Source organism: Burkholderia gladioli (assembly GCF_000959725.1).
Lineage (GTDB): Bacteria > Pseudomonadota > Gammaproteobacteria > Burkholderiales > Burkholderiaceae > Burkholderia > Burkholderia gladioli.
Window position 1 is genome coordinate 1,963,979 of sequence record NZ_CP009323.1, and the last position, 19,855, is coordinate 1,983,833.

The following is a 19,855-nucleotide window of genomic DNA, read 5'->3' on the forward strand; positions in this document are numbered from 1 at the left end:
AACCACTAGAAATACCACGAATAACGCTTACAAACCTTGCTGGGGCGCTCATTTTTTTGTAGGGGCTGATCGATTTTGCCGCCATCCGGGAGGTGCAACCGTATACACTACGCGCCGCACGGGCGGGTTGTCCTGGACCGGACAACCCGTCCCCCAAAGATGCCGGCGCGACCCCGGCCGAACGACCTTCGGCAGGCGTCCTGACAAGGCTTTTTGAGAGACATAGGAGAGGTTGTGAACAGTTCTATTCAACGGAACATCGGCCCGATCGCGCTCATGCTGACGGGCCTGGGGTCGATCATCGGCTCCGGCTGGCTTTTCGGGGCCTGGAAAGCAGCGAAGATCGCCGGCCCGGCCGCGATCTGCGCCTGGATCATCGGCGCGGTCGTGATTCTCGCGATCGCATTGACCTATGCCGAGCTCGGCGCGATGTTCCCGGAATCGGGCGGCATGGTGCGCTACGCGCGTTACTCGCACGGCTCCCTGGTGGGCTTCATCAGCGCCTGGGCCAACTGGATCGCGATCGTCTCGGTGATCCCGATCGAGGCCGAGGCATCGATCCAGTACATGAGCACCTGGCCCTATGCGTGGGCGCACAGCCTGTTCGTGGGCGGGGAGTTGACCACACCAGGCCTGCTGCTCTCGGCGGTGCTGGTGGTGATCTACTTCATGCTGAACTACTGGGGCGTGAAGCTGTTCGCGCGCGCCAACTCGGCGATCACGGTGTTCAAGTTCCTGATCCCGGGCCTGACCATCCTCGGCCTGATGCTCACCAGCTTCCACTCCGACAACCTCGGCATGACGAGCAACGACGCGTTCGCGCCGTATGGCTGGTCGGCGGTGCTCACGGCGGTCGCCACCAGCGGCATCGTGTTCGCGTTCAACGGCTTCCAGAGCCCGGTCAACCTCGCCGGCGAGGCGCGCAACCCGTCGCGCAGCGTGCCGTTCGCGGTGATCGCCTCGATCCTGATCGCGCTGGTGATCTACGTGCTGCTGCAGATCGCCTACATCGGCTCGGTCGATCCGGCCGAAGTCGCGAAGGGCTGGAAGCACTTCAACTTCGCCTCGCCGTTCGCGGAACTGGCGATCGCGCTGAACCTGAACTGGCTGGCCGTGCTGCTCTACGTCGACGCCTTCATCAGCCCGAGCGGCACCGGCACGACCTACATGGCGACCACCACGCGGATGATCTACGCGATGGAGCGCAACAACACGATGCCGAAGATGTTCGGCAACGTGCACCCGCTCTACGGCGTGCCGCGCAACGCGATGTGGTTCAACCTGCTGGTCTCCTTCGTCTTCCTGTTCTTCTTCCGCGGCTGGAGCTCGCTGGCGGCCGTGATCTCGGTGGCCACCGTGATCTCGTACCTGACGGGCCCGATCAGCCTGATGGCGCTGCGCCGCGCGGCCACCGACCTCGATCGTCCGCTGTCGATCCCGGGCATGAAGCTGATCGCGCCGTTCGCCTTCGTCTGCGCCTCGCTGATCCTGTACTGGGCGAAGTGGCCGCTGACGGGCGAGATCATCCTGCTGATGGTCGTCGCGCTGCCGGTGTACTTCTACTTCCAGGCCAAGTCGGGCTGGGGTGGCTGGGGTGCCGACCTGAAGGCCGCCTGGTGGCTGGTCGCCTACCTGCCGACGATGGCCGTGCTGTCGCTGATCGGCAGCAAGCAGTTCGGCGGCTCGGGCGTGCTGCCCTATGGCTGGGACATGCTGATCGTCGCGCTGATCGCGCTGGGCTTCTACTTCTGGGGCGTCAACACCGGCTACCGGACCCAGTACCTCGACGAGCGCGAGTCGCACGACGAGATCCTCGACGGCATCGGCGCCTGAGCGTCACCGCCCGCTGCTCTCGTTCCTGCCGACACCGCCGCCGCGGTGCCGGCAGGAACGAAAAAAAGCCCGCCCGGGTCATGCCCGGGCGGGCTTTTTCATCGGCGCTCGCCGCGCCCGGGGCCGTACCTCAGGCCGCGGGCTGGCTGGCCTGGGGCGACGACGCGAACACGTAGTTGGTCATCGCCAGCACGCGCTGGTAGGTGCCCAGCGACTGGATGCCGAGCTGGTAGTCGTCGTCGGCCGCGCCGAGCGCGGCGAACACCGGCAGCAGGTGCTCGTCGGTCGGGTGCATCAGGGCCGCGTGCGGGGCCTGGCGCCGGTAGTCGAGCAGCGCCTCGATGTCGCGATGGGCCAGGCGGTCCTCGAACCAGCCGGTGAATTCGTCCACGCGCGGGTCGGCTTCCTCCGGCGTCGCGCCGAAATCGGCCTGGCGCAGGTTGTGGGTGATCTGGCCCGAGCCGATCACCATCACGCCGTCGTCGCGCAGCGCGCGCAGCGCACGGCCCACGCGGAAGTGGTGGGCGGCGTCGGCGCGCGGCTGGATCGACAACTGGGCAACCGGGATATCGGCCTCGGGGAACATCAGCAGCATCGGCACCCAGGCGCCGTGGTCGAGCCCGTAATCGGTGGTCGCGGTCGGGATGCCGGCAGCCTCGAGCAGGGCCGCCGTGCGCTCGGCCAGCTCGGGCGCGCCCGGCGCCGGGTAGCGCAGTTCGTAGAGCGCGCGCGGGAAGCCGTGGAAGTCGTGGATGGTTTCGGGCCGCGCGCTGACGCTGACGGCCGGGGCCAGCGTGTTCCAGTGCGCCGAGAGCATCAGCACGGCGCGCGGGCGCGGCAGCTCGGCGCCCAGGTGCGTGAACGCCGCCGAGGGCAGCAGCGGGTCGATCGGCAGCGTCGGGGCGCCGTGGGACAGGTAGAGCGAGGGCAGGCGGGACATGGTCGGAGGTCCGGATGAGTCGAATTGGATTCGACTATAGAGGCCGCCTTGGGTTTGATAAATCGCTCAAACGGGATTTGATTGATTCTCTATCGTTGCGAATCAATGCGAGGGGGCGGGAGGTGACGAGCCTTACTCGGTGCCGCCGCGGATTCCGGTCCAGGGCGCGGTGCGCGGCGCGCCGATGCCGAACAGGTCGATCACGCGCGTGACGGTCTGGTCGACCAGCTCGTCGATCGAGGCGGGCATGGCGTAGAAGGCGGGCAGCGGGGGGAAGACGATGCCGCCCATCTCGGTGACGGCGGTCATGTTGCGCAGGTGGGCCAGATTGAAGGGCGTCTCGCGCACCATCAGCACCAGCCGGCGCCGCTCCTTGAGCGTGACGTCGGCGGCGCGGGCCACCAGATTGTCCGAGAGCCCGTGCGCGACGCTGGCCAGCGTCTTCATCGAGCAGGGCGCGACCACCATGCCGTCGGTCGCGAACGAGCCGGAGGCGATGCTCGCGCCCACGTCGCGTACCGAGTGGACCACGTCGGCCCGCGCATGGACCTCGTCCTTCGAGAGCCGCAGTTCGTGCTGGATATTGAGCCAGCCGGCGGCCGACACCAGCAGGTGGGTCTCGACGCCGCCCGCCGCGCGCAGCAGGTCGAGCAGGCGGATGCCGTAGATCGCGCCGGTCGCGCCGGTGATCGCGACGATCAGGCGCCGCGGCGGCGCGGGGCGTGCCTCCATCGAGGGGAGGAACTCAGGCGGCGGCGAACAGTTGCTGCAGTTCGCCCGACTGGTACATCTCCATCATGATGTCCGAGCCGCCGACGAATTCGCCCTTCACGTAGAGCTGGGGGATCGTCGGCCAGTTCGAGAAGCTCTTGATGCCCTGGCGGATTTCCTCGTCCTCGAGCACGTTGACGGTCTTGATCTGGTCGACGCCGCAGGCCTTCAGGACCTGGATCGCGCGGCCCGAGAAGCCGCACATCGGGAACTGCGCGGTGCCCTTCATGAAGAGCACGACCGGGTTTTCGTCGACGATTTGCTTGATGCGTTGTTGGGTATCCATGATGAACCTTGTGCTGATGCGGGGCAGAGAACGGGAATGATACTGGATTTCGGCAGGCCCGACCGGCGCCGGTCCAGGGCGGAAAGCAGGGCCGGGACAGGGCCGGCGGGGGGCTCCGGGCATCTCGCGGAGGCAACGACCGCGTGCAAGCCACGCCCGGGCGTTCAGCCGGGCAGGCGCCCGCCGGTGCAGCGCTCGATGGCCGCCAGGTCGGTGAGCGAGGCCACCGCCTCGAATCCGGCGGCGGCGAGGATCGCGCGCACCGCCTCTGCCTGGTCGTAGCCGTGCTCGATCCAGAGCGCGCCGCGCGGCAGCAGGAAGGCCGGCGCGCCGGCCGCGATCGCGCGGATCGCCTCGAGGCCGTCCGCCTCGTCGGTCAGCGCGCCGCGCGGCTCGAAGCGCAGGTCGCCCTGCTCGAGATGCGGGTCCCGGCACGCGATGTAGGGCGGGTTGCTGACGATCGCGTGAAAGCGCTGCAGCGGATCGAGCGCGCCGTACCAGTCGCTCTCCAGGAACCGCAGGGCGCCGCCCGGGCGCGCCGGGTCGAGCAGCCTGGCCGCGTTGCCGCGTGCCACCGCCAGCGCCGCGGCCGAGCGGTCGAGCGCCTGGACGCGCGCGTCGGGCCGCATCGAGGCGATCGCGACCGCCACCGCGCCGCTGCCGGTGCCGAGATCGAGCACGGCCGGCGCGGCGATGCCCTCGATCGCGGCGAGCGCGCTCTCCACCAGCAGCTCGGTGTCGGGCCGCGGAATCAGCACGTCGGGCGTGACCGCGAATTCGAGGCCGAAGAACTCGCGCGAGCCCACCAGTTGCGCCACCGGCTCGCCGGCCAGGCGCCGCGCCGCGAGCGCGAGATAACGCTCGGCGTCGGCCGCCGCGAGCGGCGCGTCGGCGCGCGTGATCAGCTGGGTTCGGCTCCAGCCCAGCGCGTGGGCGAGCAGGATCCGTGCGTCGACGGCATCGAGCGGCGTGGCGCGCAGCAGTTCGGCGGCGGTGGCGGGCGAGGCGGGCATGAGACGCGCGCCGCTCAGTCGCTTTCGCCGAGCGAGGCCAGCAGCTCGGCCTGGTGCTCGCTGACGAGGGTCGCGATCATCTCGTCGAGATCGCCGTCCATCAGGGCCTCGAGCTTGTAGAGCGTGAGGTTGATGCGGTGGTCGGTCATCCGGCCCTGCGGGAAGTTGTAGGTGCGGATCCGCTCCGAGCGGTCGCCCGAGCCGATCAGGCTCTTGCGCGTGGCCGCTTCCTTGGCGTGCTGCTCGTGGTACTGCTTGTCCTTGATGCGGGCCGCCAGCACCTTCAGCGCGCGCTCCTTGTTCTTGTGCTGCGAGCGGTCGTCCTGGCATTCCACCACGATGCCGGTCGGCAGGTGGGTGACGCGCACCGCCGAATCGGTCTTGTTGATGTGCTGGCCGCCCGCGCCCGAGGCGCGGAAGGTGTCGATGCGCAGGTCGGCCGGGTTGATCTCGACCTCGGCGATCTCGTCGGCCTCGGGCATCACCGCCACGGTGCAGGCCGAGGTGTGGATACGGCCCTGCGTCTCGGTGGCCGGCACGCGCTGCACGCGATGGCCGCCCGATTCGAACTTCAGGCGCGAATAGGCGCCCTGGCCCGCGATGCGCACGATCACTTCCTTGTAGCCGCCCAGGTCCGAGGCGCTCTCCGACATCATCTCGACCTGCCAGCGCTGCCGCTCGGCATAGCGCAGGTACATGCGCAGCAGGTCGCCGGCGAACAGCGCCGACTCGTCGCCGCCGGTGCCGGCGCGGATTTCCAGGAAGATGTTGCGCTCGTCGTTGGGGTCGCGCGGCAGCAGCATCTTCTGCAGCTCGGCTTCCAGGCGCGCCATGCGCTCGCGCGCCTCGCGGATCTCTTCTTCCGCGAACTCGCGCATCGCGGCGTCCGACAGCAGTTCCTGGGCGGTCGCCTCGTCGCCGCGCGCGAGGCGCCATTGCGCGTAGTGCTCGACCACCGGGCCGATTTCCGCGTGTTCGCGGGTCAGCTTGCGGTACTGGTCGAGATCGGCGGTGACGTTCTCTCGGCTCAGCAGTTCGTTCAGTTCGGCCAGCCGGTTCGAGAGCTGGTCGAGCTTGCTTTGCATGCTCGTTTTCATGGTGTGGAGCAACGCTCCCGGGCGAGGATTCGAAAAGGAAGGCGAATGCGGCCGAAGCGCCGCGGGTGGGGCAGATGCGGCGGCGGGCGCCGCTAATGGTCGGCGCGCGGGCCGTGCGCGTAGAACCCGCGCATCAGGTCGATCAACTGGTCGCGCTCGGTGCCGCTGGTGCGGTTCAGCGCGCTGGTCGGGCCGTGGATCAGCTTGTTGGTGAGCGCCTGCGACAGCGCGTCGAGCACCGCGGCCGGATCGTCGCCGCGCGCGAGCATCTTCTGCGCGCGCTCGACCTCCGCGCGGCGCAGCGCGTCGGCCTGGGTATGCATGTGGCGGATGATCGGCACCACGCTGCGCGTGTCGAGCCACTGCATGAAGTTCTGCACGCGCGTCTCGATGATCGCCTCGGCCTGCGCCACGGCGGCCTGCCGCGAGGCATTGCCCTCGCGCACGATCGCGCCGAGATCGTCGACCGTGTAGAGGAACACGTCCTTGAGCTTGCCGACTTCCTGTTCGATGTCGCGCGGCACGGCCAGGTCGACCATGAAGATCGGCCGGTGGCGGCGCGCCTTCACCGCGCGCTCGACCGCGCCCAGGCCGATGATCGGCAGCGTGGAGGCGGTGCAGGACACGATGATGTCGAATTCGTGCATGCGCGCGGGCAGGTCGGCCAGCGGCATGGCGCGGCCGCCGAAGCGCTCGGCCAGTTTGGCGCCGCGCTCGGCGGTGCGGTTGGCGATCACCAGCTCGCGCGGACCTTGCGCGGCGAAGTGGGTGGCGCACAGCTCGATCATCTCGCCCGCGCCGATGAACAGCACCTTCTGGTCGGCGAGGCTCTCGAAGATGCGCTGCGCCAGGCGCACCGCGGCGGCGGCCATCGACACCGACTGGGCGCCGATCTCGGTGGTGCTGCGCACCTCCTTGGCGACCGCGAAGGTGCGCTGGAACAACTGGTTCAGATAGGTGCCGAGCGCGCCGGCCTCGGAGGCGGTGCGCACCGCGTTCTTCATCTGGCCGACGATCTGGGTTTCGCCGAGCACCATGGAATCGAGGCCGGACGCGACGCGGAAGGCGTGGCGGACGGCCTCGGATTGCGGCAGCGCGTAGACATGCGGCGCGAGCTCGTCGGCGGGAATGCCGTGGAACTCGGCCAGCCAGCGCACGGCGGCATCGCGCGCGGCGCGATCGTCGGTGGCGCAGTACAGCTCGGTGCGGTTGCAGGTGGAGAGGATCGCGGCTTCGGGCGTGTTGGGCGCCTGGCGCCCCAGGAACACGCCGGTCAGGGTGGACAGGGCAGGCTTGATCTGTTCGAGCGGAAACGCCACACGTTCGCGCAAGGCGACGGGTGCCGTGTGGTGATTGATTCCGATCGTGAGGAGCTGCATATCCGGGGGCTATCGTTTAGGTTCGCATTATAGCGTCTTGCCGCTTTTGTCACCGGCAAGGCCCAGGCCGCCTGTCCCGACCGGGGCGATTCGCCGCAAGCCCCGCCAGGACGCGCTCTCGAGCCTGCCGGCCCTCGCCCGATGCACGCCTGGGCGCCGCCAAGACCCTGCTCACGACAGGGTGGCGCGACTCCAGGTCGCAGCAATCGGCCAGGCCGACGATTGGAGGGTACGATGCGCCCGAAACCGTCGATTGGCAACCGTCCGGCATGCGATTCCGCCCACTTTTTCAGGATAGTTGGAATTTGTGTGGACATATGAAGGAGGACGCCGCTTTGGCACTTATGTCTACTTGCCTTACGTTTGACCAACCCCTTACACTCGTTCGCTAGGTAGGGCAATGTCGCGGACGGCCGCACTCTCGTACTCACTTTTATAATCCGGATCACCGGAGACGGCCGACGCATGCCCTGCGACGACAGGTGTTTCGTTCACGCCCGGGGCAAGCTCGGATGATTCGAAAAAAAGGCGCTGGATGAACTGGTTTGGAATCGTGGTGCTCGGTCTCGCCATCGGCGGCCTGGGCTGGTGGCTGCATCCGGCGCGTGCCGGGCGCCGCGGCTGGCGCGCCGCGCTGGTCGCCGGCCTCGCGGGCGCGGCGGCCGCCAGGATGGCCGGCAACCTGACCGGTCTGTTCCACGACGGCGGCACGCTCGAATGGCCCGTCTGCGCCGTCGCCGCACTTGTCCTCGTCACCTTGACCACCGGCGCGCTTGCCCGCCGCTGAACTCCCCCCACACGGATGGAACCCATCATGAACGCCCGTCATCCCGACGTCTCCCCCATTCCCGCTCGCATCGCCCTGTTGCGCGGCGCGATGGCGCGCGAGGGTGTCGCCGCCTGTCTCGTCCCATCCGCCGATCCGCATCTGTCCGAGTACCTGCCCGAGCACTGGCAGGCGCGCCGCTGGCTGTCGGGCTTCACGGGCTCGGTCGGCACCCTGGTGGTGACGGCCGATTTCGCGGGCCTCTGGGTCGACAGCCGCTACTGGGTGCAGGCCGCCGCCGAGCTGGCCGGCACCGGCGTCGAACTGATGAAGATGACGGCCGGCCAGCAGAGCCAGCCGCATGTCGAATGGCTGGCCGAGCACGTGCCGGCCGGCGCTGCGGTGGGCGTGGACGGCGCGGTGCTCGGGGTGGGCGCCGCGCGGGCGCTGTCGGCGGCGCTGGCCGCGCGCGGCGTCGCGCTGCGCACCGATCTCGACCTGCTCGACGCGATCTGGCCCGAGCGGCCGGCGCTGCCGGTCGAGCCGGTGTTCGAGCACGTCGCGCCGCACGCGCAGACGCGCCGCGCCGACAAGCTCGCGCAGATCCGCGAGGCGATGCGCGCCTATCGCGCCAGCGCGCATCTGATCTCGACGCTCGACGACATCGCCTGGCTGTTCAACCTGCGCGGTGCCGACGTCAGCTACAACCCGGTGTTCATCGCGCATGCGCTGATCACGCCCGAGCGCGCCACGCTGTTCGTGATCGACGGCAAGCTCGATGCCGCGCTGCAGGCGGCGCTGGCCGCCGACGGCGTCGAGGTGCGCCCCTACGAGGCGGCCCTGGACGCGCTCGCGGCGCTGCCGGCCGATGCCGCGCTGCTGATCGATCCGCGCCGCGTGACCTTCGGCACGCTGCAGGCGGTGCCCAAGGCGGTGCGCCTGGTGGAGGCGGTCAATCCCTCGACTTTCGCCAAGTCGCGCAAGACGCCGGCCGAGATCGAGCACGTGCGCGCGACCATGGCCCAGGACGGCGCCGCGCTGGCCGAGTTCTTCGCCTGGTTCGAGGCCGCGCTCGGCCAAGAAACCATCACCGAGCTGAGCATCGACGAGCAGCTCACCGCCGCGCGCGCGCGCCGGCCGGGCTTCGTCTCGCCGAGCTTCGCCACCATCGCCGGCTTCAACGCCAACGGCGCGATGCCGCATTACCGCGCCACCCCGGAAGCGCACCAGACCATCGAGGGCGACGGGCTGCTGCTGATCGACTCGGGCGGCCAGTTCGTCGGCGGCACCACCGACATCACGCGGGTGGTGCCGGTCGGCACGCCGAGCGAGGCGCAGCGCCACGATTTCACGATCGTGCTGAAGGCGATGATCGCGCTGTCGCGCGCGAAATTCCCGCGCGGCATCCGTTCGCCGATGCTCGATGCGATCGCACGCGCGCCGATGTGGGCGGCCGGGCTCGACTACGGGCACGGCACCGGCCACGGCGTCGGCTACTTCCTGAACGTGCACGAGGGCCCGCAGGTGATCGCCCACTACGCGGCGGCCGATCCGCATACCGCGATGGAGGAGGGCATGATCACCTCGAACGAGCCCGGCGTGTATCGCCCGGGGCAGTGGGGCGTGCGCATCGAGAACCTGGTGGTGAATCGCGCGGCGGCGCAGACGCCGTTCGGCGATTTCCTCGAGTTCGAGACCCTGACGCTGTGCCCGATCGATACGCGCTGCGTGCAGCTCGAGCTGCTCGACGCGGGCGAGCGGGCCTGGCTCAACGACTATCACGCCACGGTGCGCGAGCGGGTCGCTCCGCTGGTGACGGGCGCGGCGCTGGCCTGGCTCGAGACGCGCACGCAGCCGATCTGAGGTCCGGGCGCCGGGCCGGCCCGGCGCCTGCGAGGCAAGAACCGGAGAAAGCGGGCATGACCATCAAGGCGGTGGTATTCGATTTCGGCGGCGTGCTGATCGACTGGAATCCCGATTACCTGTACCGGCAGCTGATTCCCGATCCGGCCGAGCGGCGGCGCTTCCTCACCGAGGTCTGCGGGATGGACTGGGTGGTGCGGCAGGATGCCGGCCAGTCGCTCGAGGCGGGCACGGCCGAGAAGCTCGCCGCGTTTCCCGAACACGAGGCGCTGATCCGCGCCTTCTACGCGCGCTGGCCCGAGATGATCGCCGGCACCTTCGAGCCGGGCGTCGCGCTGGTCGAGCGGCTGCACGAGGCGGGCATGCCGCTCTACGGGCTGACCAACTGGTCGGCCGAGACCTTCCCCTATGCCTGGGAGCGCTACGCCGTGCTGCGGCGCTTTCGCGACATCGTGGTATCGGGCCGGGTGCGGCTGGCCAAGCCCGATCCCGCGATCTACCGCGAGATGGCCGCCCGCATCGAGGCCAGCCAGCCCGGCATCGCGCCGGCGGAGCTGGTGTTCATCGACGACAACCCGCACAACGCGGCGGCCGCCGCCGCGCTCGGCTGGCACGGCATCCATCACACCGATTTCGAGCGCACGCTGGCGCGCCTGCGCGAGCTCGGCGTGGCGGCCTGAGCGGCCCACGTTCCCTGTTGCCGGCATCACATGAAAAAACGGGCGAACCCGCGAGGGCTCGCCCGTTTCGTTCGTCATCGGCCAGGGGCCGCGGCCCTCAGCGGCTGATCGGCTTGAAGCGGATCCGCTTCGGCTTGGCCGCTTCCTCGCCCAGGCGCGCGCGCTTGTCGGCTTCGTATTCCTGGTAGTTGCCGTCGAAGAACACCACCTGCGAATCGCCCTCGAAGGCGAGGATGTGGGTGGCGATCCGGTCCAGGAACCAGCGATCGTGCGAGATCACCATCACCGAGCCGGCGAACTCCAGCAGCGCGTCTTCCAGCGCGCGCAGCGTTTCCACGTCGAGGTCGTTCGAGGGTTCGTCCAGCAGCAGCACGTTGCCGCCCGCGATCAGCGTCTTGGCCAGGTGCAGCCGGCCGCGCTCGCCGCCCGACAGGTTGCCGACGATCTTCTGCTGGTCGCCGCCCTTGAAGTTGAAGCGGCCGATATAGGCGCGCGACGGCGTTTCGTACTTGCCCACCGTCAGCACGTCGGCGCCGCCCGAGATCTCCTCGAACACCGTCTTGTCGCTGGCCAGCGCGTCGCGGCTCTGGTCGACATAGGCCAGCTTGACGGTCGGGCCGTGCACGATCTCGCCCGAATCCGGCTGCTCCTTGCCGGTCAGCATGCGGAACAGGGTCGACTTGCCGGCGCCGTTCGGGCCGATGATGCCGACGATCGCGCCGGCCGGGATCTTGAAGCTGAGATCGTCGATCAGCAGGCGATCGCCATAGGCCTTGCTGACGTTCTTGAACTCGATCACCTCGTTGCCCAGGCGCTCGCCGGCCGGGATGAAGATTTCCTGCGTCTCGTTGCGCTTCTGGTATTCCTGGCTGCTCAGCTCCTCGAAGCGGGCGATACGCGCCTTCGACTTGGCCTGGCGGCCCTTCGGGTTCTGGCGCACCCACTCCAGTTCCTTCTTGATCGCCTTCTGGCGCGCCGATTCGGTGGCCTCTTCCTGCTTCAGGCGGTCTTCCTTCTGGTCCAGCCAGCTCGAGTAGTTGCCCTTCCAGGGGATGCCGTGGCCGCGGTCGAGTTCGAGGATCCACTCGGCCGCGTTGTCGAGGAAGTAGCGATCGTGGGTGACCGCCACCACCGTGCCGGGGAAGCGCGTCAGGAACTGCTCGAGCCACTCGACCGATTCCGCGTCGAGGTGGTTGGTCGGCTCGTCGAGCAGCAGCATGTCGGGCTTTTCCAGCAGCAGCTTGCACAGCGCCACGCGGCGCTTCTCGCCGCCCGACAGGTGCTCGATCTTCGCGTCCCAGGCCGGCAGGCGCAGCGCGTCGGCCGCGATCTCGATCTGCTGCTCGGGGCTGCCGCCGTCGGAGGCGGCCAGGATCGCCTCGTACTTGGCCTGCTCGGCGGCCAGCGCGTCGAAGTCGGCGTCCGGCTCGGCGTAGGCGGCGTAGATCTCGTCGAGCTTCTTCTGCGCGCTGAACACGTCGCCGAGCCCTTCCTCGACCGCCTCGCGCACCGTCTTGCTCGGGTCGAGCTGCGGTTCCTGCGGCAGGTAGCCGATGTTCAGGTTCGGCATCGGCGTGGCTTCGCCCTCGATGTCCTTGTCGACGCCCGCCATGATGCGGATCAGGGTCGACTTGCCCGAGCCGTTCAGGCCCAGCAGGCCGATCTTCGCGCCGGGGAAGAACGACAGCGAGATGTCTTTGAGAATCTGGCGCTTGGGCGGCACGATCTTGCCGACCCGGTTCATGGTGAATACGTATTGGGCCATCTGCGTCGTTGAAACTCGTGAAGGTTGGGGCCGCCGCCGGCCGCGCGGGGCGGCAGAACGGGCGACGGAGGGTCCGCTGCGGACAGGGGCGCCGCGCGCGAGGCCGCGGCGCTGCCGCGCGCATGCGCGGCGGGACCGCGTATTGTACTGCGCGGCGCGCGGGGGCCGCGAGCGCTGGCGAAGGCGGCGGAGGTCGTGGGGCGGTTCCGGCGGTGGGCGCCGCGAAGGCCGTGAAGGTGGACGGCGGCGACGGCAGGAAGGCGGTAAAGCCGGCGAACAGGGCGAAGGAGGCCGGCGCCGGGCAATGACGGTGCCCCGCTTGCCGGACAGGCGGCGCGCGGCGCTATCATCGACGGCGGGCGGCACGCGCGATGCCGCCGCGCGGCATCCCCTGACTGGAGGCGCCATGACCTACGACGAACTGAGCCGGATCGCGCTCGCCTGGGCCGCGGTCGAGGCGGGCAGCTCCTACGGCACGCCCGCGCTGAAGGTGCGCGGCCATCTGCTCGCGCGCCTGCGCGAGGACGGCGACACGCTGGTGGTGAGCGGCGTGGGTCCCGACCAGCGCGCCCACCTGATCGAGAGCGAGCCCGACATCTATTACGTGACCGATCATTACCTGGGCTGGCCAGCCGTGCTGGTGAGGCTCTCGCGTGCCGACCCGGTGGAGCTGGCGGCGCTGCTGCGACAGCGCTGGCGCGAGATCGCGCCGAAACGCGAGGTCGCCGCATTCGACGCCAGCCACGACTGAGTCGAGCGGCCGAGGCAGTCGCCGCAGCTTGGCTGCGGCAAATTGGCCCCATCGATCGGCCACAATTGGCTCTCATTCGATTCGCCTGCGCCTGCTTACACTTTCGTCATTCCGAACGCCGCCCTTGCAGGGCGCGCACCGGCAACCGGGCCGCCAGCGGCCCGCTTCTCCAGCCGGGCGTGCATCGCAGGCCCTCCCTTCCAGCATGGCCGAGCGCCATCTCCGCGCGGCCAAGGCGTGGCGGGCGGGCTCGCGCCTTGCGCCGGCGTTCGGCTCCGGGTCGTCGCGACCCCATCGAATCCAGGAGGAGACATGGCAGCAGAAAATGGTTCGGGCCTCGGCACCGGCCTCAAGCAGCGGCACGTGACGATGATGTCGATTGCCGGCGTGATCGGCGCGGGCCTGTTCGTCGGCTCGGGCCACGCGATCGCCGAAGCCGGGCCGGGCGCGCTGATCGCCTACGCGATCGCCGGCGCGCTGGTGGTGCTGGTGATGCGCATGCTCGGCGAGATGGCGATCGCCCAACCCGACAGCGGTTCGTTCTCGACCTATGCCGATCGCGCCATCGGCCACTGGGCCGGTTTCTCGATCGGCTGGCTGTACTGGTGGTTCTGGGTGCTGGTGATCCCGATCGAGGCGACCGCCGCGGCCACCATCCTCAACGCCTGGTTCCCCGGCGTGGCGACCTGGATCTTCGCGCTCGGCATCACCTCGGTGCTGACCGTGACCAACCTGTTCTCGGTCAAGAACTACGGCGAGTTCGAATTCTGGTTCGCGCTGATCAAGGTGATCGCGATCCTGGTGTTCCTCGCCATCGGCGGCGCGGCGATCCTCGGCCTGCTGCCGGGTTCGCAGGTTTCCGGCGTCTCGCGGCTGGTCGATCTCGGCGGCTTCGTGCCGAACGGGCTGGGCGCGGTGCTGGCGGCGATGCTGACCACCATGTTCTCCTTCCTCGGCACCGAGATCGTCACGATCGCCGCGGCCGAGGCCGACAATCCGCGCCAGCAGATCGTGCGCGCCACCAACTCGGTGATCTGGCGTATCTCGCTGTTCTATCTCGGCTCGATCTTCGTGGTGGCGGCCCTGGTGCCCTGGAACGATCCCCTGCTGGCCTCGCACGGCTCCTACCAGCGCGCCATGGAGCTGATCGGGATTCCGCACGCGAAGGCGGTGGTCGACGTGATCGTGCTGGTGTCGGTGGCGAGCTGCCTCAATTCGGCGCTCTACACCGCCTCGCGCATGCTGTTCTCGCTGGCCACGCGCGGCGACGCGCCGGCCGCGCTGCGCCGCACCGACCGCAGCGGCACGCCGCGCGCCGCGGTGCTGGCCTCCACCGCGTTCGGCTTCCTGACCGTGATCGCCAACTACGTGATGCCCGAGCAGGTATTCGGCTTCCTGCTGGCCACCTCGGGCGCGATCGCGCTGCTGGTCTACCTGGTGATCGCGATCTCGCAGCTGCGCATGCGCCGCATGCTCGACGCCGAGGGCACCGCGCTGGCCCTGCGCATGTGGATCTTCCCCTGGCTGACCTGGGCGGTGATCCTGTTCATCGTCGCGGTGCTGGCGGTGATGCTGTCCCAGCCGGCGCACCGGCTGGAGGTGGGCGCGACCGCCGTGCTGGCGCTGGGGGTGGTGGTCGCGTCCTGGCTGAACCGCCGTGCGCGCGCCGCGGCGCGCCCGGCCGGCAGCGCCAGGATGGCGGCCGGCCCGCGCTGAGCGGCGCGCCCCGCCCAAACCCGCCCAAATCAGCCCGCGCGAGCGGGCTTTTTTCATGGCGCCGGGCGGCGCGGCGGCGAAAAATCGTGTATTTTCCGGCACTTCCGGATCATCGACTTGCCAGTTTCGGCCGGCTTGCCGACAATTGACGCCCGTCGGCGGTCCGGCCGCCGACACGCCGGGCGTCGAGGAAACGCCAGCCCGCGCAGGCTACACCCACGGGGAGAAGCACTCTGAACGCCCACGACTATTCCATCACCTTTGCCGTCTACAACCAGGTCGACTACACGCGTCAGTGCATCGACAGCATGATCGCCCACGGCACGCCGCTCGATCGCGTGGTGGTGGTCGACAACGCCTCGACCGACGAGACCCGCGCCTACCTGGAGACGCTGCCGCTCGGCGGCCGGATCCTGAACCGCGACAATCTCGGCTGCGGCACGGCATGGAACCAGGGCGCGCTGCACCAGCAGGCCGAGTGGACCGTGGTGATGAACAACGACGTGCTGGTCTCGGCGAACTGGATCGAGAACCTGATCGGCACGGCGATCCGGCACGGCCTGAAGGTGGCCTCGCCGGCCCTGCTCGAGGGCGCGCTGGACTACGACTTCCAGGGGCTCGCGCCGCAATGGAGCGAAACGATGCGCGAGGTGCGGCGCGACGGGATCTGCCACGCGGTCTGCCTGGTGGTGCATCGCAGCGTCTGGATGGAGGTCGGCTACTTCCGCGCCGCGCCGGCCCTGCTCGGCTACGAGGACACGCTGTTCTTCGCCGAGCTGGCGCGCGCCAATATCGCCTCGGCGATCGTCGGCGCCTCCTGGCTCCATCATTACGGCTCGATCACGCAATCGGCGATGAAGCGCGAGCGCGGCCTGTCCGGCAAGCAGGGCCTGGGCATGCGCCGCAACTACCGGCTGCTCAACCAGAGCTGGCTGTCGCGCAAGCTCGATAAAATGCAGCGTGTGCGCCGCCTGCGCGACTGGCGCGACGGCGAACTGGCCCGGCACGGCATGACCGTGCACGGCGTGCGCAAGCAGTCCGAGTTCGAGTGGCTCTGAGCCGCCTGCACCGGCCCGCGAGGGTTCCGCGACGCGGCACCCGAGCGCCTTGCACGTGTTCCTTCCCTTCTTTTGCTCCGGCAGCCGTTGCCACCGATGAATCCGTCCCGTCCGAAGATCTACGACTGTTTCTGCTATTTCAACGAGGACATGCTGCTCGAGCTGCGGCTCGAGACCTTGTGGGACCACGTCGACTATTTCGTGATCGCCGAGTCGCGCTACACGCAGGTCGGTGATGAAAAGCCGCTGAATTTCGACAGCGAGCGCTTCGCGCGCTTTCGCGACAAGATCCGCTATCTCGCGATCGACCACCTGCCGCCGGGCGAGCCCGACATGTGGAAGAACGAGAACTACCAGCGCAGCTACCTGATGCACGGCCTGCACGACGCGGCGCCCGACGACCTGGTCGTGGTGTCCGACCTCGACGAGATCCCGCGCCCGGAATGCCTGCGCCAGTACGATCCGCGCCGCTACCTGCGCGCCGACCTGCACCAGTACTGCTACGCCTATTTCCTGAACAACCGCCTGATGGACGGCGAGGGTTTCGCCGACTGGATCGGCACGCGCGTGACCAGCTACCGGCACCTGACGCAGTTCTTCGGCAACGTCAACGCGGTGCGCTCCTACAAGTCGGCGGGGCTCTTGCGCTCGCTCAAGCGCGCCTGGTTCCGGCGCCGCAAGGTCCAGCACATCCACGACGCGGGCTGGCATTTTTCGTGGGTCACCAGCCCCGAGGCGATGATCCTCAAGATGAAGAGCGTCGCCGACCAGAAGTTCATGCGCGACGAGTTCCAGGACGTCGCCTATATCGAGAGCCGGATCCGCTCCGGGCAGGACGTGCTCGACCGGCCGCTGCGCTATGTGCCGCAAGCGCTCGAGCCGCGCCAGTTTCCGCGCGGGATCGTCGAGGCGCGCGAGCGTTATGCGCGCTGGCTGATCGACGCGCCGGCGGGTGCGGGCGCGACGCGGGGGCAGGCATGATGCCGGTCGATCGTCGCGCCGCGCGCGGGGGCCGGCTGGCTGGGTTGACGGCGGGCTTCGTCGGCCGCCCAGGCGCCCCCTGGTTCGATGCCGCGCTGGTCGGCCTGACTTTCGTCGCGGTCGTGCTGTACATGTCGCTGCGCGGCGCGGCCAATTTCTGCCTGATCATGCTGGCCGTGCTGTCGTTCGCCGACCTGCCGGCCGCTTGGCGCGAAGCCGGCCGCGGCATCAACCGGCGCGCGCTGCTGGCCGCCATGGTGGCGCTGGCCGCGCCGATCGTGGCGGTGGCGATCGGCCAGCTGCTGCGCGGAGACTGGATCGCCAGGGCGTTCGACGCGCCCTCGCGCCTGCTGCTCGGCATCCCCGTGCTGCTGGTGTTCCATTACAAGCGGATCGACGTGGTGCGCATCGTCAGCATCGCCGCGCCGCTGGCGCTGATCGGGCTGGTGGCGCAGGTGCACCTGGATCCGCACGCGCTTGCCGCCTGGAGCGGGCGCTACGCGACGTATTTCGTCGACACCGACACCTTCGGCGTCTACACCGTGCTGCTGGCCGTGATGGCCACCTTCGCCGCCGCGACGGTGGCGCACACGGGCGGCTTGCGCGCCCGGATCCTGATCGCCATCGGCGTGATCGCGGGCGCCTACCTGGTGATCGGTTCGCAGACGCGCACCGCGTGGCTGCTGGTGCCGATCGCCGTGGTGCTGTGGTTCGTGCTGCGCCGCCCCAGGTTCGACGTCAAGATGCTGGCCGGCATCCTGGCGGTGATCCTGGCCGGCGTGGCCGCGCTCTACGTGTTCCATGGCGTGGCTGACCGGCTGTTCAGCGTCTATACCGAGACCTCGTCGTGGGTCAATCGCTCGAACCCCGACACGTCGGGCGGGCTGCGGCTGACGATGTGGCGGATCGCCATGGTGCTGTTCGCGCATCGGCCGCTGCAGGGATACGGGGACAACGGCTACCGCGCCTTTCTCGATGCGGCGTGGATCACCTCCTTCGCCAGCCCGCGCGCCATCGAGACGATCTCGGCCGGGCCGCACAACGAACTGCTCGCCAACCTGCTGCGTTCGGGGATCGCCGGCGGGATTGCGGTGGTGCTGGAGTTCGCGGTGCCGCTGGTGCTGTTCTGGCGCGCGCGTCGTGCCAATCCGCGGGCCCGCCTGACGGCCGATACCGGCCTGGTGTTCATGCTGTGCCTGATGGCGGCCTGCGTCACGTTCGAGATGTTCACGCTGAAGTACGCCTCGACCTTCAATGCGCTGATGATCGCGGGCCTGCTGGCCCAGGCGCTGGCCGAACGTGCCCAGCCCGACGAGGCCACGGCCGGAACGGCCTCGCGCGACGCCTGAGATCGCGAACGGCGCCGGGGATGTTGCCCGGCGCCGTTTTTGTTTTCCTCGTTCCTCTTTTATCCGGTGGCTTGGCTCAGCCCGCCTTGGCCGCCGGCTTGCCGTAGTCGACCGGTGCATCGGCCTCGCGCGGCTGGTCGCCGTTGTGCTCGATCCAGCCGCCGCCCAGCGCGCGATACAAGTCCACCAGGTTGGTCCAGCGCGCCAGGCGCGCCGAGATCAGCGTGGTCTGTGCCGTGTACAGGTCTGTCTGCGCGGTCAGCACCGTCAGGTAGCTGTCCACGCCGTTGCGGTAGCGCAGGTCCGACAGATCGTAGCGACGTTGCTGCGCCTCTTCGTTGCGCGCCAGCGCCGCGATCTGCTGGTCATACGTGCCGCGTGCCGCCAGCCCGTCCGATACTTCGCGGAATGCCGTCTGGATCGCCTTCTCGTAGTTCGCGATCTCGATGCGCTTCTGCACGTGCGCCAAGTCGAGGTTCGCGATGTTCGAGCCGCCCTCGAAGATCGGCAGGGCGATATTCGGCGCGAACGACCAGGCCGCCGTGCCGGCCTTGAACAGGCCGCCCAGCGTCGGGCTCGCCGTGCCGAACGCGGCCGTCAGCGAGATCTTCGGGAAGAAGGCCGCGCGGGCCGCCCCGATGTTCGCGTTGGCCGCCAGCAGCGTCTGCTCGGCTTCCATGATGTCGGGACGACGCGTCAGCAAGTCCGAAGGCAAGCCGGCCGGGATATCGGTCAGCAGGCTCTGCGAATCCAGCGGCAGGCCCGCCGGCAGATCGTCGGGCAGCGGCTCGCCGATCAGCAGCACCAGCGCGTTCACGGCTTGCGCGCGGTCGCGCGCTTCGGCCTGCTGGTTCGCCAGCGCCTGCTCGACCACCGTCTGCGCCTGGCGCAGGTCCAGTTCCGAGCCGGTGCCGTTGTCGAACTGCAGCTTGGTCAGGTTGTACGAATCCTGGGCCGTCTTCAGCGTGTCCTCGGTGACCTTCAACAGGTCGTCCGTCGATTGCAGCGTCAGGTACTGGTCCGCCACCTGCGAGATCAGCGAGATCTCCGCCGCCTTGCGAGCCTGGGCCGTCGACAGGTACTGCGCCAAAGCCTGGTCCTTCAGGCTCTGGATCCGGCCGAACAGGTCCAGCTCCCACGAGGCGGAGAGACCGACGTTGTAGTCACGCGAGATGAACGGCGAGCCCGTGTTCGACACGCCGGCCGGCAGCCGCTGCGTATTGCCGGTGCCGGTGCCGTCCAGCGTCGGGAACAGCCCCGCGCGCGTGATCTGATACTGCGCGCGCGCCGCCTCGATGTTGAGCACCGAGACGCGCAGATCGCGATTGTTCTTCAGCGCGATCTCGATCAGCGCCTGCAGGCGCGGATCGGCGAAGAAGTTGCGCCAGCCGATGTCGGCGGCGGCCTGGCCATTGGCGCTGTGCGAGCCGTCCGCGCCCGGCTGCGTCGCGTAGACGCCGTCGGACGGGAAGCTGCCCGACACGGGTGCGGCGGGGCGCTGGTAATGCGGCGCCATCGTGCAGCCCGTGGCGGCGAACAGCAGGACCGCCGCGCCAGCCGTCATCGACGGTTTCAGGGCGGGGAAGGGGAAGCGGACGGCGAAGCGA

General features: G+C 69.0%; 17 protein-coding genes. 9 read left to right on the forward strand and 8 right to left on the reverse strand.

Translation table 11 applies throughout. The features are described from left to right. Window positions 1–234 precede the first annotated feature (234 nt). Window positions 235–1,833 carry an APC family permease gene (locus BM43_RS25815; RefSeq protein ID WP_036048435.1) on the forward strand — a complete coding sequence of 533 codons (1,599 nt, stop codon included), beginning with the start codon at window positions 235–237 and terminating at the stop codon, window positions 1,831–1,833. 130 nt (window positions 1,834–1,963) lie between these two features. Here the strand turns inward: BM43_RS25815 and BM43_RS25820 are convergent, their stop codons facing one another. From BM43_RS25820 to hemA, 6 genes are all read right to left on the reverse strand, one after another. Then, entirely contained in the window at window positions 1,964–2,773 is an 810-nt protein-coding gene (locus tag BM43_RS25820; RefSeq protein ID WP_025100898.1) for a DODA-type extradiol aromatic ring-opening family dioxygenase, read from the reverse strand. Between the two features lie 132 nt (window positions 2,774–2,905). Next, entirely contained in the window at window positions 2,906–3,505 is a 600-nt protein-coding gene (locus BM43_RS25825) for a UbiX family flavin prenyltransferase (protein ID WP_025100899.1), read from the reverse strand. A 13-nt stretch (window positions 3,506–3,518) separates the two neighbouring features. Beyond that, window positions 3,519–3,830 carry a Grx4 family monothiol glutaredoxin gene (gene grxD, locus BM43_RS25830; protein WP_012734508.1) on the reverse strand — a complete coding sequence of 104 codons (312 nt, stop codon included), beginning with the start codon at window positions 3,828–3,830 and terminating at the stop codon, window positions 3,519–3,521. Between the two features lie 164 nt (window positions 3,831–3,994). Continuing rightward, complete coding sequence (gene prmC, locus BM43_RS25835; protein WP_013696491.1) at window positions 3,995–4,843, reverse strand: peptide chain release factor N(5)-glutamine methyltransferase; 849 nt, start codon at window positions 4,841–4,843, stop codon at window positions 3,995–3,997. Window positions 4,844–4,857: 14 nt separating this feature from the next. Then, window positions 4,858–5,940, reverse strand: a complete 1,083-nt coding sequence (prfA, locus tag BM43_RS25840; RefSeq protein WP_013696492.1) for a peptide chain release factor 1 — start codon at window positions 5,938–5,940, stop codon at window positions 4,858–4,860. A 92-nt stretch (window positions 5,941–6,032) separates the two neighbouring features. Continuing rightward, a complete protein-coding gene (gene hemA, locus BM43_RS25845; protein ID WP_036048432.1) occupies window positions 6,033–7,319 on the reverse strand; it encodes a glutamyl-tRNA reductase in 1,287 nt (428 codons plus the stop codon). 535 nt (window positions 7,320–7,854) lie between these two features. Here hemA and BM43_RS25850 point away from each other — a divergent pair. Genes BM43_RS25850 through BM43_RS25860 form a run of 3 tightly spaced genes read left to right on the forward strand, consistent with a single transcriptional unit; the run spans window position 7,855 to window position 10,628 of the window. Continuing rightward, window positions 7,855–8,106: a hypothetical protein gene (locus tag BM43_RS25850; protein WP_013696494.1), complete on the forward strand. Its 252-nt coding sequence runs from the start codon at window positions 7,855–7,857 to the stop codon at window positions 8,104–8,106. A gap of 27 nt (window positions 8,107–8,133) precedes the next feature. Further along, on the forward strand, window positions 8,134–9,948 hold the full coding sequence (locus BM43_RS25855; protein ID WP_036048431.1) for an aminopeptidase P family protein: 1,815 nt from the start codon (window positions 8,134–8,136) through the stop codon (window positions 9,946–9,948). Window positions 9,949–10,004: 56 nt separating this feature from the next. Continuing rightward, window positions 10,005–10,628 carry an HAD family hydrolase gene (locus BM43_RS25860; protein WP_036048429.1) on the forward strand — a complete coding sequence of 208 codons (624 nt, stop codon included), beginning with the start codon at window positions 10,005–10,007 and terminating at the stop codon, window positions 10,626–10,628. Window positions 10,629–10,725: 97 nt separating this feature from the next. Here the strand turns inward: BM43_RS25860 and ettA are convergent, their stop codons facing one another. After that, a complete protein-coding gene (gene ettA / locus BM43_RS25865; protein ID WP_013696497.1) occupies window positions 10,726–12,393 on the reverse strand; it encodes an energy-dependent translational throttle protein EttA in 1,668 nt (555 codons plus the stop codon). Between the two features lie 406 nt (window positions 12,394–12,799). Between ettA and BM43_RS25870 the strand changes: the two genes are divergently transcribed. The 5 genes from BM43_RS25870 to BM43_RS25890 all read left to right on the forward strand — a co-directional run bounded on the left by BM43_RS25870 (window position 12,800) and on the right by BM43_RS25890 (window position 18,248). After that, window positions 12,800–13,144 (forward strand): MmcQ/YjbR family DNA-binding protein, encoded by a 345-nt coding sequence (locus tag BM43_RS25870; protein WP_013696498.1) that lies wholly within the window; start codon window positions 12,800–12,802, stop codon window positions 13,142–13,144. Between the two features lie 312 nt (window positions 13,145–13,456). Next, on the forward strand, window positions 13,457–14,860 hold the full coding sequence (gene gabP, locus BM43_RS25875) for a GABA permease (protein WP_036048426.1): 1,404 nt from the start codon (window positions 13,457–13,459) through the stop codon (window positions 14,858–14,860). Window positions 14,861–15,114: 254 nt separating this feature from the next. Then, on the forward strand, window positions 15,115–15,918 hold the full coding sequence (locus BM43_RS25880; RefSeq protein ID WP_080562287.1) for a glycosyltransferase family 2 protein: 804 nt from the start codon (window positions 15,115–15,117) through the stop codon (window positions 15,916–15,918). A 96-nt stretch (window positions 15,919–16,014) separates the two neighbouring features. Next, a complete protein-coding gene (locus tag BM43_RS25885; protein ID WP_036048424.1) occupies window positions 16,015–16,899 on the forward strand; it encodes a glycosyltransferase family 17 protein in 885 nt (294 codons plus the stop codon). Next, entirely contained in the window at window positions 16,896–18,248 is a 1,353-nt protein-coding gene (locus tag BM43_RS25890; protein ID WP_036048421.1) for an O-antigen ligase family protein, read from the forward strand. The genes BM43_RS25885 and BM43_RS25890 overlap by 4 nt, the downstream gene beginning before the upstream one ends. 76 nt (window positions 18,249–18,324) lie before the next feature. Here BM43_RS25890 and BM43_RS25895 read toward each other — a convergent pair whose 3' ends face one another. Further along, a complete protein-coding gene (locus BM43_RS25895; RefSeq protein ID WP_036052885.1) occupies window positions 18,325–19,812 on the reverse strand; it encodes an efflux transporter outer membrane subunit in 1,488 nt (495 codons plus the stop codon). Window positions 19,813–19,855: the final 43 nt, after the last annotated feature.

Bases quoted from the DNA above. Each gene is read 5' to 3' on its own strand.
- BM43_RS25820 (WP_025100898.1), bottom strand. From the start codon at position 2,773: ATGTCCCGCCTGCCCTCGCTCTACCTGTCCCACGGCGCCCCGACGCTG.
- BM43_RS25825 (WP_025100899.1), bottom strand. From the start codon at position 3,505: ATGGAGGCACGCCCCGCGCCGCCGCGGCGCCTGATCGTCGCGATCACC.
- grxD (WP_012734508.1), bottom strand. From the start codon at position 3,830: ATGGATACCCAACAACGCATCAAGCAAATCGTCGACGAAAACCCGGTC.
- prmC (WP_013696491.1), bottom strand. From the start codon at position 4,843: ATGCCCGCCTCGCCCGCCACCGCCGCCGAACTGCTGCGCGCCACGCCG.
- prfA (WP_013696492.1), bottom strand. From the start codon at position 5,940: ATGAAAACGAGCATGCAAAGCAAGCTCGACCAGCTCTCGAACCGGCTG.
- hemA (WP_036048432.1), bottom strand. From the start codon at position 7,319: ATGCAGCTCCTCACGATCGGAATCAATCACCACACGGCACCCGTCGCC.
- BM43_RS25850 (WP_013696494.1), top strand. From the start codon at position 7,855: ATGAACTGGTTTGGAATCGTGGTGCTCGGTCTCGCCATCGGCGGCCTG.
- BM43_RS25855 (WP_036048431.1), top strand. From the start codon at position 8,134: ATGAACGCCCGTCATCCCGACGTCTCCCCCATTCCCGCTCGCATCGCC.
- BM43_RS25860 (WP_036048429.1), top strand. From the start codon at position 10,005: ATGACCATCAAGGCGGTGGTATTCGATTTCGGCGGCGTGCTGATCGAC.
- ettA (WP_013696497.1), bottom strand. From the start codon at position 12,393: ATGGCCCAATACGTATTCACCATGAACCGGGTCGGCAAGATCGTGCCG.
- BM43_RS25870 (WP_013696498.1), top strand. From the start codon at position 12,800: ATGACCTACGACGAACTGAGCCGGATCGCGCTCGCCTGGGCCGCGGTC.
- gabP (WP_036048426.1), top strand. From the start codon at position 13,457: ATGGCAGCAGAAAATGGTTCGGGCCTCGGCACCGGCCTCAAGCAGCGG.
- BM43_RS25885 (WP_036048424.1), top strand. From the start codon at position 16,015: ATGAATCCGTCCCGTCCGAAGATCTACGACTGTTTCTGCTATTTCAAC.
- BM43_RS25890 (WP_036048421.1), top strand. From the start codon at position 16,896: ATGATGCCGGTCGATCGTCGCGCCGCGCGCGGGGGCCGGCTGGCTGGG.
- BM43_RS25895 (WP_036052885.1), bottom strand. From the start codon at position 19,812: ATGACGGCTGGCGCGGCGGTCCTGCTGTTCGCCGCCACGGGCTGCACG.